The 15,620-nt window shown below is 67.7% G+C and carries 11 protein-coding genes; all 11 read right to left on the reverse strand.

What is annotated here, in order from left to right:
- Positions 1-112 precede the first annotated feature (112 nt).
- The 11 genes from pyk to hisI all read right to left on the reverse strand — a co-directional run bounded on the left by pyk (position 113) and on the right by hisI (position 15,520).
- The gene (gene pyk / locus ACFTSA_RS19950) at positions 113-1,627 is read right to left on the reverse strand and encodes a pyruvate kinase (protein WP_377953508.1); all 1,515 of its coding nucleotides are present in this window, start codon (positions 1,625-1,627) and stop codon (positions 113-115) included.
- A gap of 83 nt (positions 1,628-1,710) precedes the next feature.
- Entirely contained in the window at positions 1,711-3,168 is a 1,458-nt protein-coding gene (locus ACFTSA_RS19955) for a glutamate synthase subunit beta (protein ID WP_377953510.1), read from the reverse strand.
- Positions 3,161-7,777, reverse strand: a complete 4,617-nt coding sequence (gene gltB / locus ACFTSA_RS19960) for a glutamate synthase large subunit (RefSeq protein WP_377953511.1) — start codon at positions 7,775-7,777, stop codon at positions 3,161-3,163. Before gltB ends, ACFTSA_RS19955 begins: the two co-directional genes overlap by 8 nt.
- Before the next feature lie 265 nt (positions 7,778-8,042).
- Positions 8,043-9,329, reverse strand: coding sequence for a prolipoprotein diacylglyceryl transferase (gene lgt / locus ACFTSA_RS19965; protein WP_377953512.1), 1,287 nt, complete (start codon positions 9,327-9,329; stop codon positions 8,043-8,045).
- Between the two features lie 7 nt (positions 9,330-9,336).
- A complete protein-coding gene (gene trpA, locus ACFTSA_RS19970; protein WP_377953514.1) occupies positions 9,337-10,155 on the reverse strand; it encodes a tryptophan synthase subunit alpha in 819 nt (272 codons plus the stop codon).
- Positions 10,152-11,477, reverse strand: coding sequence for a tryptophan synthase subunit beta (gene trpB / locus ACFTSA_RS19975; protein WP_377953515.1), 1,326 nt, complete (start codon positions 11,475-11,477; stop codon positions 10,152-10,154). The genes trpA and trpB overlap by 4 nt, the downstream gene beginning before the upstream one ends.
- Before the next feature lie 94 nt (positions 11,478-11,571).
- Positions 11,572-12,390: an indole-3-glycerol phosphate synthase TrpC gene (gene trpC, locus ACFTSA_RS19980; protein ID WP_377953516.1), complete on the reverse strand. Its 819-nt coding sequence runs from the start codon at positions 12,388-12,390 to the stop codon at positions 11,572-11,574.
- Positions 12,391-12,392: 2 nt separating this feature from the next.
- Complete coding sequence (locus ACFTSA_RS19985) at positions 12,393-12,677, reverse strand: HGxxPAAW family protein (RefSeq protein ID WP_331574738.1); 285 nt, start codon at positions 12,675-12,677, stop codon at positions 12,393-12,395.
- A gap of 96 nt (positions 12,678-12,773) precedes the next feature.
- Positions 12,774-13,406, reverse strand: coding sequence for a Trp biosynthesis-associated membrane protein (locus tag ACFTSA_RS19990; RefSeq protein WP_377953518.1), 633 nt, complete (start codon positions 13,404-13,406; stop codon positions 12,774-12,776).
- Entirely contained in the window at positions 13,406-14,965 is a 1,560-nt protein-coding gene (locus ACFTSA_RS19995) for an anthranilate synthase component I (protein ID WP_377953520.1), read from the reverse strand. The genes ACFTSA_RS19990 and ACFTSA_RS19995 overlap by 1 nt, the downstream gene beginning before the upstream one ends.
- A gap of 96 nt (positions 14,966-15,061) precedes the next feature.
- Positions 15,062-15,520: a phosphoribosyl-AMP cyclohydrolase gene (gene hisI, locus ACFTSA_RS20000; RefSeq protein ID WP_377953521.1), complete on the reverse strand. Its 459-nt coding sequence runs from the start codon at positions 15,518-15,520 to the stop codon at positions 15,062-15,064.
- Between the last annotated feature and the right edge of the window lie 100 nt (positions 15,521-15,620).

Raw genomic sequence — 15,620 nt, forward strand, 5'->3', positions numbered from 1 at the left:
AAAGAAGGACCCCGGCAGCGCGCCGGGGTCCTTCTTTCCGTGCAACGAAGGACAAGACAAGAAAAAAGACCCCCGCCACCAACGGTGACGGGGGTCCTCCCTTCAGGCCAACCTACTCAACAGGAGCGGCCGGAGCCTTGTTCTTCTTCTTCTTTTCCGGCCACGGGCCGAGCTTTTCCTTCTTCTCGGCGGCTTCGCCGACGCGCGGGGTGTCGGCGAGGTCGCCCACCTTGTGGACCTTGAGCGAGTTGGTCGAACCCGCCTTTCCGGGAGGGGAACCGGCAGCGATGACCACGAGGTCGCCGTCTTCCACCAGTCCCATGTCCAGCAGGCTCTGGTCCACCTGTGCGGTCATTTCATCCGTGTGGCCCACCATGGCGACCAGCTGCGGCTGGATGCCCCAGGTCAGCGCCAGCTGGTTCCACACGTGCTCCACCGGCGTGAACGCGAAGACCGGCTTGATCGGGCGGAGGCGGGACAGGCGGCGTGCCGAGTCACCGGACTGCGTGAACGTACAGATGTACTTGGCGTCCAGCTGGTCGGCAATTTCGACGGCGGCACGCGTGATCGCGCCACCACGGGTCTTGGGCTTGGTCCCCAGCGGGGGGACGCGCTCCAGGCCATGTTCCTCGGTGGACTCGATGATCCGGGCCATGGTCTTGACTGTCTCGATCGGGTACTTGCCCACGCTGGTCTCACCGGACAGCATGACCGCGTCGGCGCCGTCGAGCACTGCGTTGGCACAGTCGGAGGCCTCTGCACGGGTCGGGCGCGGGTTGTCGATCATCGACTCCAGCACCTGGGTGGCCACGATGACCGGCTTCGCCCAGCGGCGTGCCAGTTCGATGGCGCGCTTCTGCACGATCGGCACTTCCTCCAGCGGAAGCTCCACGCCCAGGTCGCCACGGGCCACCATGATCGCATCGAACGCGTCGATGATCTCGTGGAGCTGCTCCACTGCCTGCGGCTTCTCAATCTTGGCGATCACCGGAACCCGGCGGCCTTCCTCGTCCATGATCTCGTGGACGCGCTTGATGTCGGCAGCGTCACGGACGAAGGACAGGGCAACGAGGTCCACGCCGCGGCGGATCGCCCAGCGCAGGTCGTCCTCGTCCTTTTCGCTCAGTGCGGGGACGTTGACGGCAACACCGGGGAGGTTGATGCCCTTGTTGTTGGACACGAACCCGCCCACGGTCACCTTGGCGACCACCTTGACGTCGTCCACCTCGATGGCGCGCAGCGCCACCTTGCCGTCGTCGATCAGCAGGGCGTCGCCCGGGTTGACGTCCTCGGTGAGGCTCTTCAGGGTGGTGGAGCAGATGTCCTTGGTGCCGGGCACATCTTCAGTGGTGATCGTGAAGATGTCCCCCACAGCCAACTGGTGCGGACCGTCCACGAAGCGGCCCAGACGGATCTTGGGGCCCTGCAGGTCGGCCATGATCGCCACGGCCTTGCCCAGGTCGGACGCGGCCTTTCGGACGTTCTCATAGGTGTTGTCATGCACGGAGTAATCGCCGTGGCTCATGTTCATGCGGGCTACATCAACGCCGGCTTCCAGCACCGCGAGGGTGTTTTCGTAGCTGGCAATGGCCGGTCCGAAGGTGGCCACAATCTTTGCGCGTCTCATATACCTACCCTATTTGTCACTTGCATTGGTTAAGTTGTCGCGGAGATGAATTCCCCGGGTCGGCCGCCACGAAGGATGGCGCGTTACAGGACGGCGATGGCGCGGTCCGTCGGAGCCACAGGTGCAGGAAGGATGGTGCTGCCCATCAGGTACTTGTCCACGGCAGCAGCGGCGGCGCGGCCTTCGGCGATGGCCCACACGATCAGGGACTGTCCGCGGCCGGCGTCGCCGGCCACGAAGACACCCTCGGTGCTAGTCATGTAGTAGCCGTCACGGGCCACGTTGCCGCGGCCGTCGAACTCGGCGTTGACCTGTTCGGTGATGCCGGCCGGTTCCGCGCCGGTGAAGCCCAGGGACAGGAACACCAGGTCGGCCGGGATGATGCGCTCGGTGCCTGCCTTGGGGAGGCGCTTGCCGTCAACGAATTCGGTCTCCGCAACCTTGACGCCGGTCAGTTTGCCGTCCTCGCCAACGAACTCAACGGTGGAGGCGAGGTACGTGCGCTCACCGCCTTCCTCGTGGGCGCTGGCCACCTCGAAGAGGGTGGGGAACGTCGGCCACGGCTGGTGGCCGGCACGCTCCAGCGGCGGCTGCTTGCCGATCGCAAGGGTGGTCACCGAGGCTGCCTGGTGGCGGTGCGCCGTGCCGATGCAGTCCGCACCGGTGTCGCCGCCGCCGAGGATCACGACGTGCTTGCCGCGGGCGTCGATGTGGTTCTCCGGGGACTCCCCCGCCACCACGCGGTTGGACGGCACCAGGTAATCCATGGCGAAGTGCACGCCCTCAAGGTCGCGGCCCGGGATGGGCAGGTCGCGCGGCACGGTGGCGCCGGTGGCGATGACCACGGCGTCGTAGCGGCGGCGCAGCTGCTCCCAGGTGACATCCGTACCGACGGCGACGCCGGTGCGGAAGCGGGTGCCCTCGGCCTTCATCTGCTCGAGCCGGCGGTCCACCTGCTCTTTTTCCATCTTGAAGTCGGGGATGCCGTACCGCAGCAGGCCGCCGATCTTGTCGTCCCGTTCGTACACGGCCACGGTGTGGCCGACGCGGGTCAGCTGCTGTGCGGCCGCCAGCCCTGCAGGGCCGGAACCGACGACGGCGACCGTCTTGCCGGTGAGGCGGTGCGGCGGCAGCGGGTTGACCCAGCCGTTGTCGAAGGCCTCATCGATGATGGACACCTCGACCTGCTTGATGGTCACGGCTGGCTGGTTGATGCCCAGCACACACGACGCCTCGCACGGGGCGGGGCACAGCCGGCCGGTCCATTCGGGGAAGTTGTTGGTGGCGTGCAGCCGCTCAATCGCTTCCTCACCCTTGTCCCGCCACACGAGGTCGTTCCACTCGGGAATCAGGTTCCCCAGCGGGCAGCCCTGGTGGCAGAACGGCACGCCGCAGTCCATGCAGCGGCCGGCCTGGCTCTTCAGGACACCCTTCTCCTGGGCCTCGTAAACTTCCTTCCAGTCCATGATGCGGACGGGAACGGGACGGCGCGGCTGGGTTTCACGCTGACGTACTTTCAGAAATCCGCGTGGATCAGCCACCGGTCACCTCCAGGATTCGAGACCAAACTTCTTCGCCGTCGGGGTCAAGGCCCTCTTCGATGGCGTCAAGACGGGTTTGCAGCACTGCAGCGTAGTCCCGCGGCAGCACCTTGGTAATGCGGGCAGCGGTGTCGTCGAAGTTGTCGAGCAGACGCGCCGCCAGCTGGGATTCGGTTTCCTCCACGTGCTTGACCAGCAGGCCGTGGACGATGTCGCGGTCCTCGGCGTCCAGCTCAAGGAGCTGGAGTTCGCCGGACTCGAGGGCCTGCTTGTTGACGCGTTCCGTCCGCAGGTCCAGCACGTAGGCCGTGCCGCCGGACATGCCGGCGCCAAAGTTGCGGCCGGTGCGGCCGATGATCAGCGTCTGGCCACCGGTCATGTACTCGCAGCCGTGGTCGCCGATGCCTTCAACAACGGCGGTGGCGCCAGAGTTGCGGACCAGGAAGCGTTCGCCCACCTGGCCGCGCAGGAACAGCTCGCCGCTCGTCGCGCCGTAGCCGATCACGTTGCCTGCAACCACGTTGCGCTCAGCCTGGAACACGTTGGAGCGGTCCGGGCGGACGATGATCCGGCCGCCCGACAGACCCTTGCCGACGTAGTCGTTGGAGTCGCCGTACAGGCGCAGCGTGATGCCTGCAGGCAGGAAGGCGCCCAGCGACTGACCGGCGGTGCCGTTCAGCGTGATGTCGATGGTGTCCGTGGCCAGCACGTCCGTGCCGAACGTCTTGGTCACGACGTGGCCCAGCATGGTGCCCACCGAACGGTCCGTGTTGATGACGTCCACCGTGATCTTCACCGGGGCACGGTCGGTCAGCGCCTCGGCGGCCATGGTGATGAGCCGCTGGTCGAAGTGCTTATCCAGCTCGTGGTTCTGGCCGGTCAGGTTCCGCAGCGGGGCGTCGTCGTCGAACTCAAGGCCGTGCAGGATCGGATCCAGGTCCAGGCCCTCGGCCTTCCAGTGGCTGATGGCCTCCTGGGTGTCCAGCATCTCGGCGTGGCCGATCGCTTCCTCGATGCTCCGGAAACCGAGCTCCGCGAGGATCTCGCGGACTTCCTCGGCCAGGAACTCGAAGAAGTTCACCACGAACTCCGGCTTGCCGCTGAAGCGGGCGCGCAGCTCGGGGTTCTGGGTGGCGACGCCCACCGGGCAGGTGTCCAAGTGGCAGACGCGCATCATGATGCAGCCCTCAACCACCAGAGGTGCCGTGGCGAAACCGAATTCCTCGCCGCCGAGGAGCGCGGCAATAACGACGTCGCGTCCCGTCTTGAGCTGGCCGTCCACCTGTACCACCACGCGGTCGCGAAGGCCATTGAGCATGAGGGTCTGCTGGGTCTCTGCGAGACCCAGCTCCCAGGGCACGCCGGCGTGCTTGAGCGAGTTCAGCGGCGAGGCGCCGGTACCGCCGTCGTGCCCGGACACCAGCACGACGTCGGCCTTGGCCTTGGTCACACCGGCGGCAACTGTGCCGATGCCCACCTCGGAGACGAGCTTGACGTGCACCCGGGCGGAGGGGTTCGCGCGCTTGGCATCGTAGATGAGCTGCGCGAGGTCCTCGATCGAGTAGATGTCGTGGTGCGGGGGCGGGGAAATGAGTCCGACGCCGGGGGTCGAGTGCCGCGTCCGGGCTACCCAGGGGTAGACCTTCTGGGCCATCAGCTGGCCGCCTTCGCCGGGCTTGGCGCCCTGGGCCATCTTGATCTGTATGTCGTCCGCGTTGCTCAGGTAGAGGCTCGTGACGCCGAAGCGGCCCGAGGCAATCTGCTTGACGGCGGAACGGCGCTCCGGATCCAACAGGCGGTCCACGTCCTCGCCGCCCTCACCGGTGTTGGACTTGCCGCCCAGCCGGTTCATGGCGATCGCGAGTGTCTCGTGGGCTTCCTTCGAGATGGAGCCGTAGCTCATGGCACCCGTGGAGAAGCGCTTGACGATGCTGGAGACCGGCTCTACTTCCTCGAGCGGCACGGCGGGGCGCACGCCGTCCTTGAACTTGAGCAGACCGCGCAGGGTCATCAGGTTCTCGGACTGGTCGTCCACGCCCTTGGTGTAGGCCTTGAAGATGTCGTAGCGGCGCTCACGCGTGGCGTGCTGCAGCCGGAACACCGTCTCCGGGTTGAAGAGGTGCGGCTCGCCGTCGCGGCGCCACTGGTACTCGCCGCCGCCCAGCAGGGGCCGGTGCGGCTGCTCGATGCCGCCCTCCGGGTAGGCCATCTGGTGCCGCGCGGAAACCTCGGCCGCGATGACGTCCAGGCCCACGCCGCCCAGCTGGGAGTGCGTGCCGGCGAAGAATTCGTCCACGAGCTCCTGGCCCAGGCCCAGCGCTTCGAACGTCTGGGCGCCGGTGTAGGATGCCACGGTGGAGATGCCCATCTTGGACATGATCTTCAGGACGCCCTTGCCCAGGCCCTTGATCAGGTTGTAGACCCCGTCCTGCGGGGTCACGCCCACCACGTCGCCGGCAGCGATGAGCTGCTCGACGGATTCCATGGCGAGGTACGGGTTCACCGCAGACGCGCCGTAGCCCACGAGGACTGCCACGTGGTGCGTCTCGCGGACGTCGCCGGCCTCGACCACCAGGGCGGTCTTGGTGCGGTTGGCGCTGCGCAGCAGGTGGTGGTGCACGGCGCTGACCAGCAGCAGCGAAGGGATCGGGGCCCACTGGGCGTTGGAGTCGCGGTCCGAGAGGACCACGTATTGCACGCCGCGGTTGATGGCACCGGACACCTGCTCGCAGATTTCGGTGAGCCGGGCACGCAGCGCGTTCTCGCCGCCCTCGGGGCGGTAGAGGCCACGGACCTTCATGGCCACGCGGTTGCCCTCGGCGTCTTCGATGTTGGCGATCTTGGCGAGCTGGTCGTTGTTGATCACCGGGAACGGCAGGGAGACTTGCGGCTGGCGCACCTGCTTGGTGTCCAGGAGGTTGCCGTTGGGGCCGATGGCGCAGGTCAGGGACGTGACCAGCTCTTCACGGATGGCGTCCAGCGGCGGGTTGGTGACCTGCGCGAAGGACTGCACAAAGTAGTCGAACAGCAGCCGGGGGCGCTTGGACAGCACGGCCACCGGGGTGTCGGAGCCCATGGCGCCCAGCGGCTCGGCGCCGGTGCGGGCCATCGGGCCGAGCAGGATCTTCAGCTCTTCGGTGGTGTACCCGAAGGTGCGCTGGCGGATGTTCACGGACGCGGCCGTGTGCACCACGTGCTCGCGTTCCGGCAGCTCGTTGAGGTCGATCAGGTTGTCCTTGACCCACTCGGCCCAGGGGTTCGCGGCGGCGACCTCGGCCTTGACCTCGTCGTCGCCGATGATGCGGCCGGCCTCGGTGTCCACCAGGAACATCTTGCCGGGCGAGACGCGGCCCTTCTTGACCACCTTGGAGGGTTCGACGTCGATGACGCCCACCTCGGAGGCGAAGACGACCAGGCCGTCCTCGGTGATCCAGTACCGGCCGGGGCGCAGTCCGTTGCGGTCCAGGGTGGCGCCCACGAGGGCGCCGTCGGTGAACGACACGGCGGCGGGGCCGTCCCAGGGTTCCATCAGGAGCGAGTGGTACTCATAGAACGCACGGCGTGCCGGATCCATCGTGGCGTGATTTTCCCAGGCCTCGGGGATCATCATCATGATGGCGTGCGTGATGGGGCGGCCGGACAGCCAGAGCAGTTCGGCGACCTCGTCGAAGGACGCGGAGTCGGACGCGCCCGGCGTGCAGATCGGGAACAGCTCTTCCGGTGAGTCGCCGAGCAGCGGGTTGGCCAGCTGCGACTGGCGGGCACGCATCCAGTTCCGGTTGCCCTTGACGGTGTTGATCTCACCGTTGTGGGCGATGGTGCGGAACGGCTGGGCCAGCGGCCAGGACGGGAAGGTATTGGTGGAGAATCGCGAGTGAACGATCGCCAGCTTGGTCTTGAACCGCTTGTCCGACAGGTCCGGGTAGAACGGCTCCAGCTGCGCGGTGGTCAGCATGCCCTTGTAGACGATGGTCCGGGAGGACAGCGACGGGAAGTACACACCGAACTTGTTCTGGGCGCGCTTGCGGATCCGCCAGGCGCGGCCGTCCAGGTCGTTGCGGTCCAGCTGCTCGCCGGTGGCCGAGGCGAAGAACGGCTGCGAGAAGTACGGCATGCAGGCGCGGGCCATGGCACCGACCAGGTCGGCGACGACGGGAACCTCGCGCCAGCCCAGGACGGTAAGACCCTCGTCGGCGGCCAGGCCCTCGATGCCGGCCTTGGCGGCATCGGCCTCGCGCTGCTCGGCAGGCAGGAAGGCCGTGCCCACCACATACTGGCCGGGGGCAGGCAGTTCGAACTCGGTAACGGCACGGAAGAACTCGTCCGGCACCTGCATCAGGAGGCCGGCACCGTCACCCGTTCCCTCATCAGCGCCGACGGCACCGCGGTGCTCGAGGTTGCGCAGGGCGGTAAGGGCGGCGTCGACAATGTCGTAGCCGGGTTCGCCGCGCAGGGTGGCGATAATCGCAAGACCGCAGGCGTCCTTCTCCTGCTCCGGGTTGTAGAGCCCGGATGCCTCGGGGAGCGCCGCAAACCGCTTGAACGGCGACATGGCGGCGTCCGGCTGGTTCGGTTCGGACCAGCTGGGGCTTGAAAGAGTTTGGGTCATGGGAGACGTCCTTCCTCCTGATCGTGCGTATGGAAGGGACAACGTTGGCCCCACTCAGAGCGCCACTGTGATGGGCACAACAAAGTGTTACTACTTACTGGAAATTGTAGGGCAGGCATACGTGCTGAACTAACAGTTACGCAGCTTCCCGCCCCAGGCTTGACCGGCCAGCAGCTCTATGCTGACCGGAGTCGCCTCTGCCACGACGCTGTGGTGGTGGGCGCTCCGAGCGGTAACTCTCTGCTGCCCTGGGTACCGGCGCCTTCTAGCGTGAGCTGTCGGCCTCCGGCGCGGTCCCGGTGTCTGTGCCACCGGACTTTCCGGCGTTCCGCGACTCCGCGGCGGTTGTGGTTCCGCCGGTGGATGCCGGGACTGCTTCCGTTTGGGCAGAAGCTAGTCCGGAACCGTTTTGGTTATCAGGGAGATTATCACGCGATTCACTATCTGAGACAACAGGGTCCGTATCACGGACCGGATTGCCGGTCACAATTGAAGCGGAACCGGAGCCCTTCGTCGACTCCGGGCCCGACGCCGAAACTGCCGTTCCAGCGGCAGCCGGCTTCCCGCCGTCGGCCTTTACGGACGCCGGAACCCCGGCCTCCGCGGAAACAGCGGGGGCCGGCTCCCGGCCCGGCAGGTAGACGCTGTCCGGGTTGCCGTCCTTGCGCCGGCCCAGCCAGATGAACAGCGCCAGCGCGGCGATGAACACGAAGATGCTGGTCCAGACGTTCAGGCGGGTGGTGATGCCGAACAGGTTGATCTGCTCGGCGTCGTCGATCCGCATGGCCTCGATCCAGACCCGGCCCAGCGTGTAGTACATGGCGTACAGCCAGAACAGCCGGCCGCGGCGGAAGTGGAACCGGCGGTCAAGGGCCAGCAGGATAAGCACCCCCGCAATGTTCCACAGCGATTCATAGAGGAACGTGGGGTGGAACAGGGTGTCCGCCGGGTAGCCCGCCGGGAAGTTGGCGTTGTCCGCGTCCACCTGGAGTCCCCAGGGAAGCGTGGTGGGGCCGCCGAAGAGTTCCTGGTTGAAGTAGTTTCCCCACCGGCCGAGGGCCTGCGCCAGCAGCAGCCCGGGGGCCGCGGCGTCGATGAACGCGGTGAGCTTGACCCCGGCCCGGCGGCAGCCGATCCAGGCGCCGAACGCACCCAGCACCACGGCACCCCAGATGCCGAGGCCGCCGCGCTGGATCTGCGGGATCAGCGACAGGTCCCCGGTGCCGTCGAAGCCGGGACCGAAGTACGCGTCCGGGGACGAGAACACGTGGTACAGCCGGCCGCCGATGATGCCGAACGGGATGGCCCAGATGGCGATGTCCCAGACGCTGCCCTCGGGCGCCCCGCGCCTGGCCCAGCGGACGGACGTCAGCCACAGGCCCACCACGATGCCCGCCAGGATGCACAGGGCGTAGGCGTGGATGCGGAGCGATCCCCACGGCAGCGGAATATCGAACCCGGACCAGTCCGGGCTCGGGATGCTTGCGGGCACCATACCGGCTGAAAGCGGGCCAGTCTGTACCAGAGCGGCTGCGGTGAGGAACGTCTGCATGGTTGCGTTACTTCCTGGTCAGTCCGGTACTGAGGTCTTTGGTGAGCTGCGCGACGGCGTCCACGCCGCCGTTGCGGACGGCCGCCACGAGTGCCGAACCGACGATCACGCCGTCCGCGTAGGCCGCGATCTCTGCGACCTGCTCCGCGGTGGACACGCCGAGGCCCACGCACACGCGTTCCGCGCCTGCGGCCTTGGCCGCGGCCACGACGTCCTCGGCCGCCGAACTCACCGACGAACGGGCGCCCGTGACGCCCATGATGGAGACGGCGTACACGAAGCCGCGGCTCGCGTCCACGGTCCGGCGCATGCGCTCAGGCGTGGACGAGGGCGCCACCAGGAAGACCCGGTCCAGTCCGTACTTCTCGGACGCGTCCATCCACTCGGCTGCCTCGTCCGGGATCAGGTCGGGCGTGATGAGCCCTGCTCCCCCGGCCTCGGCCAGGCGGCGCGAGAACTCGTCGACGCCCATGCGGACCACGGGGTTCCAGTACGTCATGACCAGGACAGCGGCGTCGGTCTGGCTGGTGATGCCGGCGACCACGTCAAAAACCTGGCGGACAGAGAAGCCCTTGGCCAGGGCCTCGGTGGTGGCGGCCTGGATGACCGGGCCGTCCATGACCGGGTCCGAGTACGGGATGCCGACCTCGATCAGGTCCGCGCCGTTGCGCGCCAGGGCGATGCCGGCGGCAATGGTTTCCTCAACGCTGGGGTACCCGGCGGGCAGGTAGCCGATCAGGGCAGCACGGCCCTCCGCGCGGGCCTTGTCAATCGCGATGGCCGACTTGCTGGTGGCCGTCTTACCGCTGGTTTGGGCCGTGGTCACAGCTGTTCCCCTTCCTTGCCGATGGTTGCCTCGGCCGAGTCCTTCTCCAGCAAGTCGAACCACTCCGCTGCGGTGGCCACGTCCTTGTCACCCCTGCCGGACAGGTTCACGATGACGATCTTGTCGGCGGCCCCGGCGGAGCCTGCCTCCGCGGCCATCCGCTGGCCCACCTTGATGGCACCGGCGAGGGCGTGGGAGGACTCGATCGCGGGGATGATGCCCTCGGTGCGGCACAGCAGCCGGAAGGCTTCCATGGCTTCGCTGTCCGTGATGGGCTCGTAGCTGACACGCCCGATGTCGGCCAGGTAGGAGTGCTCCGGTCCGACGCCGGGGTAGTCCAGGCCTGCGGAAATGGAGTGCGACTCGATGGTCTGGCCGTCGTCATCCTGCATCAGGTAGGACCGGGCGCCGTGCAGCACCCCGGGCCGGCCGAGCGTGATGGTGGCAGCGTGGCGGCCGGTTTCGACGCCGTCGCCGCCGGCCTCGAAGCCGTAGATCTTCACGGACGGGTCATCGAGGAAGCCGTGGAAGATGCCGATGGCGTTGGAGCCGCCGCCGATGCAGGCGCAGACGGCATCCGGCAGCCGGCCTGCCTGCTCGAGGATCTGGGCGCGGGCCTCCTCGCCAATGACTTCATGGAAGTAGCGGACCAGGGCCGGGAAGGGGTGGGCGCCGGCCGCCGTGCCGAGGAGGTAGTGGGTGTTGCCGACGTTGGCCACCCAGTCCCGCAGGGCTTCGTTGATGGCGTCCTTGAGAGTCTGCGATCCGTTGGTGACGGGGATGACCGTGGCTCCCAGGAGTTCCATCCGGGCCACGTTCAGGGCCTGCCGGCGGCAGTCCTCGGCGCCCATGTAGACGACGCATTCCAGGCCCAGCAGGGCCGCTGCGGTGGCGCTTGCCACGCCGTGCTGGCCGGCGCCGGTTTCGGCGATGACGCGGGTCTTGCCCATCCGCTTGGCAAGCAGTGCCTGGCCCAGCACGTTGTTGATCTTGTGCGAGCCGGTGTGGTTCAGGTCCTCGCGCTTGAGGAAGACCCGGACGCCGCCGGCGTGCTCGGCGAAGCGCTTGGCTTCGGTCAGGAGCGAGGGCCGGCCGGAGTAGTTCCTGTTCAGGTCCGCGATCTGGGCGGTGAACTCGGGATCGGCCTTGGCCTTCTCGAAGGTGTCCTCGAGCTCGTCCAGGGCGGCGATCAGTGACTCAGGCATCCAGCGCCCGCCGTACGCACCGAAGTAGGGTCCCGGGGCGTGGCGCAGCGAGGTGCCTCCCTGCAGGAATGCATCCACCGAGCCTTGGTCAGAGCCGGCTGTTGGCGCGTCGGCCATCAGTCTCACCATCCTGTTCACTTTTTCTTATTGTTGTCAGGCGCCATCTGTCCGCACGTCGTGCGGACGGACGGTGCCACGGTTGGGGGGGAGCTCAGGCCCGGGCGGCGATGGCCGCGGCCCCGGCCGCTGTGAACTCCGCGATGCGCTCACGCGGGGTGGCGTCGCTGACGAGTGCCTCCCCCACGAGGATGGCGTTGGCGCCGTGCGCCGCGTAGTGCGCGACGTCGTCGGCGTTCCTGACGCCCGACTCCGCCACCACCACGGCGCCGGCGGGAATGCTGCCGGCGAGCGAGGCGAAAACGGAACGGTCGACGTCGAGCGTCTTGAGGTTGCGGACGTTGACGCCGATGATCCGGGCGTCGGCGGCCACGGCACGCTCGACTTCCTCCGGCGTGTGCGTTTCCACCAGCACGTTCATGCCAAGCTCAAGGCTCAGGGCGCCGAATTCGCGCAGCTGCTGGTCGGACAGCGCGGCAACGATCAACAGGATGAGGTCCGCACCGTGGGCGCGGGCTTCCCAGATCTGGTATTCGTCCAGCGTGAAGTCCTTGCGCAGCAGCGGCACGTCCACCCGGGCGCGGACGGCGTCCAGGTCGGCCAGCGAACCGTTGAAACGGCGCTGCTCGGTGAGCACACTGATCACCGCGGCTCCGCCGTCGGCGTACTGCACGGCCAGCGATGCAGGGTCCGCGATGCTGGCGAGGTCGCCCTTGGAGGGGCTGCGGCGCTTGATCTCGGCGATGACCTTGAGCTCGCCGCGGTCCTGGGACAGCCCGCCCAGGGCAGCCCAGGCGTCACGGGCCGGAGCCGCCGCCAGGGCGCGGTCCTTCAGTTCCGCGAGGGACACGAGGCGCTTCCGGTCCTCCATGTCCTCCCTGACACCGGCGTTGATGTCGTCGAGAACAGTCACGATTAGTGGCCGGTGTTCTTGATCTTGCTGCCGCCCACGCCGTAGCCTGCCTTGCGCATGATGAAGCCGGCCAGCAGGCCAACGAACATGACGGCGATGCCGGCCCAGAAGATCGGGCTGTTGGCGATGACGAACGCGATGGAGGCGATGAGGGCGCCGATGAGCATGACGATCACGCAGGTCCAGGCGGCCGGGCTGTTGCCGTGGCCCAGGTCGATGCTGTGGTCGATGCCGTGGTGCTCCTTGGGGGCCGCGGGCTTTGTACCGGAAACAGTGGCTTTGCTCATGTGAATCTCCTCAGGATCAATACTGCTTACATTCTGCCATTTTTTGCCGCGGCCTTCGGCATCGAGGCCGGGGTGCGCGGCCGCATGACCCGCGGTTCAGGTGGGGTCGTCGCCCCGGGACAGCCTGTCCCAGCTGTCGATCTCATCCACCGGGCCGGCCTGTTCGCTTGCGGAACCCGCCGCCGGGGCGTCGTATTTGGTCCGGGACTTCCAGTAGCGCCCCGCCGGAACCACCAGCAGGCCGCCGGCGGCCAGCAGGGAACCGGCGACGACGGCGAGCACCGGGAAGGCGCTGACACTTACGTCTGCGGTGCCTCCCGACACCCCGGTGGCGGCAGCGATGGAGCCTTGGGCTGCGGCAAGCGGATCAGCGAGGACGGTGGCGGCGGCGGCGATGATGCCGGCTGCGGCCAGCACGATGATGGCCGTGATGACCCACCGTGCGATCTTCCCGGCGATGGAGGCCGCCAGGCCGCCCGCCAGCGCCACGAGGGCAAGGGCCGTGACCGTGGTGGCCGCTTTGCTGCCCTGGACCTGGAGGCCGTCGCCCCCGGCGGCCTGGCCCAGCTGCTGGGGGTCCAGGTGGACCGTCAGCCAGGTCTGGGTGGTGGTGCCGAAGGCCGCCAGCGCCAGCGCAGCGACCAGCAGCACCACCCTGGACTTGCGGGCCCAGCCCGGCACCGTGCGGCGCGTTTTGCCGGGCACGGCGGATCCTGCGGGAACCGCCATCAGGAGTTTGCCTCGGTTACGGAGTCGGGGCTGATGTTGTGCAGCGAGCCGGCCGTGTGGACAGCGCGCAGCGGGGCCGCCGCCTTGTTGACCGTTTCCTGTGCCTCGGCCGGGTTGCTCGAGTCCGCCACGATGCCGCCGCCGGCCTGGACGTAGGCACGCCCTTCGCGGAGCAGGGCGGAGCGGATGGCGATGGCCATGTCCATGTCGCCGGCGAAGTCCAGATACCCCACCACGCCGCCGTAGATGCCGCGCCGGTGCGGCTCGAGCTCATCCAGGAGTCGCAGGGCGCGTGGCTTCGGGGCGCCGGAAAGCGTGCCGGCCGGGAAGGTGGCCTTGAGGACGTCGTAGGCCTTCGCCGTCGGTGCAAGGCGTCCGACGACGGTGGAGACCAGGTGCATGATGTGGCTGAAACGCTCCACCTCCATGAACTGGGTGACGTCCACGGAGCCCGCTACGCAGACTTTCGACAGGTCGTTCCGGGACAGGTCCACCAGCATGAGGTGCTCCGCCCGTTCCTTCTGGTCGGCGAGGAGTTCCTCAGCCATGGCCTTGTCCGCGTCAACGGTCTTGCCGCGCGGCCGGGAGCCGGCGATGGGGTGGGTGATGACGTCATCGCCGGTGACGGTCACCAGTGCCTCCGGCGACGACCCCACGATGGAGTACTGCCGGCCCGCGGCGTCCTCGAGGCTGAAGATGTACATGTAGGGGCTCGGGTTGGTGTTGCGCAGCACCCGGTAGACATCCAGCGGCGAAGCCCCGCACTCCATCTCGAAGCGGCGGGAGATGACCACCTGGAAGACTTCGCCGTCCACGATCGCCTCCTTGCCCCGGTCTAGGGCCGCCAGGTACTCGGGCTCGTGCCACCGCTCCTGGACGCTGGCGGCGAAATCCAGCGCCGCCGGTTCCAGCACGGACACCGGCTGCACCACCGGGGTGCTGATCCGCGCCAGCAGTTCCCTGACGCGGGCGACGGCGTCGTGCCAGGCCTCATCGACACGCTCGGAGCTGTTGTCGAAATTGATGGCGTTGGCGATGAGCAGCACCGTGCCGTCCATGTTGTCGTGGACGGCCATGTCCGTGACGAGGTTCAGGGCCAGTTCGGGCAGCTGCAGGTCGTCCTCGGGCGGGCTGGTCAGCTTCTCCCAGTGGCGGACGGTTTCCCAGCCCAGGAAGCCCACCAGGCCGGAGGTGAACGGCGGGAGCCCGTCGAACCGGTCGGTGCGGAGCGCCTCAATGGTGTCGCGGATGGCATCGACCGGATTTCCATCCACGGGCACACCGGCCGGCGGTTCGCCCAGCCAGTGGGCCTGTCCGTCCTTGGTGGTCAGTGTGGCGCGGGACCGGGAACCGATGAAGGAGTAGCGTGACCAGGCACCGCCGACGGCCGCCGACTCCATCAGGAACGTGCCCGGCTGCCCCTGCGCCAGCTTCCGGTACAGCCCGATCGGGGTTTCGGCGTCCGCCAGCACCTTGAGCCGGACAGGGATGACGCGGCTGTGGGCGGCGAGTTCCCGGAATTCCTCCAGGCCAGGGCTGATGATTCCGAGGTCCTGCATGGCTATTGGTTCTCCGTCTGTTCTTGGTATGAAGCCTGTTGGGTGGGCCTGCAGCCTTGAGCCGGCGTGGAGGCCTGTTGGGTGGGGGCGGCGGCGCTAGTTGGCCGGGCCTGCCACAACGTCGAAGGCCCGGCCGTCAAAGCAGGTCCGGGTACCGGTGTGGCATGCTGCCCCCACCTGGTCCACGCGCACGAGGAGGGCGTCGCCGTCGCAGTCCAGGGCCACCGACTTCACCCACTGCACGTGGCCGGAAGTATCACCCTTGCGCCAATACTCCTGGCGGGAGCGCGAATAGAACGTCACGCGGCCAGTGGTCATGGTCCGGTTCAGGGCCTCATCGTCCATCCAGCCCAGCATGAGTACCTCGTTGGTGTCGAATTGCTGCACGATGGCAGCCACGAGCCCGGCACCGTCCCGCTTCAGGGCCGAGGCGATCTCGGCCGGAAGGGGGCTCCCCGCCAACAGGCTTTCACCGGCAACGGAGGAGGAGGCATCGGAAGAAGGTGCGCCGGCGGTTGAGGCGGGGGCGGGGCTGGGGGCGGGCTGCTCAGACATCACGTCAAGTCTAGTGCCCATCCCGGTGGTACTGGATCAGCTTCCCCCGGCACACCCACGGCCCGCAGGGGCAATGAGCCGCCTACGGGCCGCGTGGCCG

This window comes from Arthrobacter sp. NPDC057013, from assembly GCF_042674585.1.
Lineage (GTDB): Bacteria > Actinomycetota > Actinomycetes > Actinomycetales > Micrococcaceae > Arthrobacter.

Coding starts and splice junctions, on each gene's coding strand:
- pyk (WP_377953508.1), bottom strand. CDS start 1,627: ATGAGACGCGCAAAGATTGTGGCCACCTTCGGACCGGCCATTGCCAGC.
- gltB (WP_377953511.1), bottom strand. CDS start 7,777: ATGACCCAAACTCTTTCAAGCCCCAGCTGGTCCGAACCGAACCAGCCG.
- lgt (WP_377953512.1), bottom strand. CDS start 9,329: ATGCAGACGTTCCTCACCGCAGCCGCTCTGGTACAGACTGGCCCGCTT.
- trpB (WP_377953515.1), bottom strand. CDS start 11,477: ATGGCCGACGCGCCAACAGCCGGCTCTGACCAAGGCTCGGTGGATGCA.
- ACFTSA_RS19985 (WP_331574738.1), bottom strand. CDS start 12,677: ATGAGCAAAGCCACTGTTTCCGGTACAAAGCCCGCGGCCCCCAAGGAG.
- ACFTSA_RS19990 (WP_377953518.1), bottom strand. CDS start 13,406: ATGGCGGTTCCCGCAGGATCCGCCGTGCCCGGCAAAACGCGCCGCACG.
- ACFTSA_RS19995 (WP_377953520.1), bottom strand. CDS start 14,965: ATGCAGGACCTCGGAATCATCAGCCCTGGCCTGGAGGAATTCCGGGAA.
- hisI (WP_377953521.1), bottom strand. CDS start 15,520: ATGTCTGAGCAGCCCGCCCCCAGCCCCGCCCCCGCCTCAACCGCCGGC.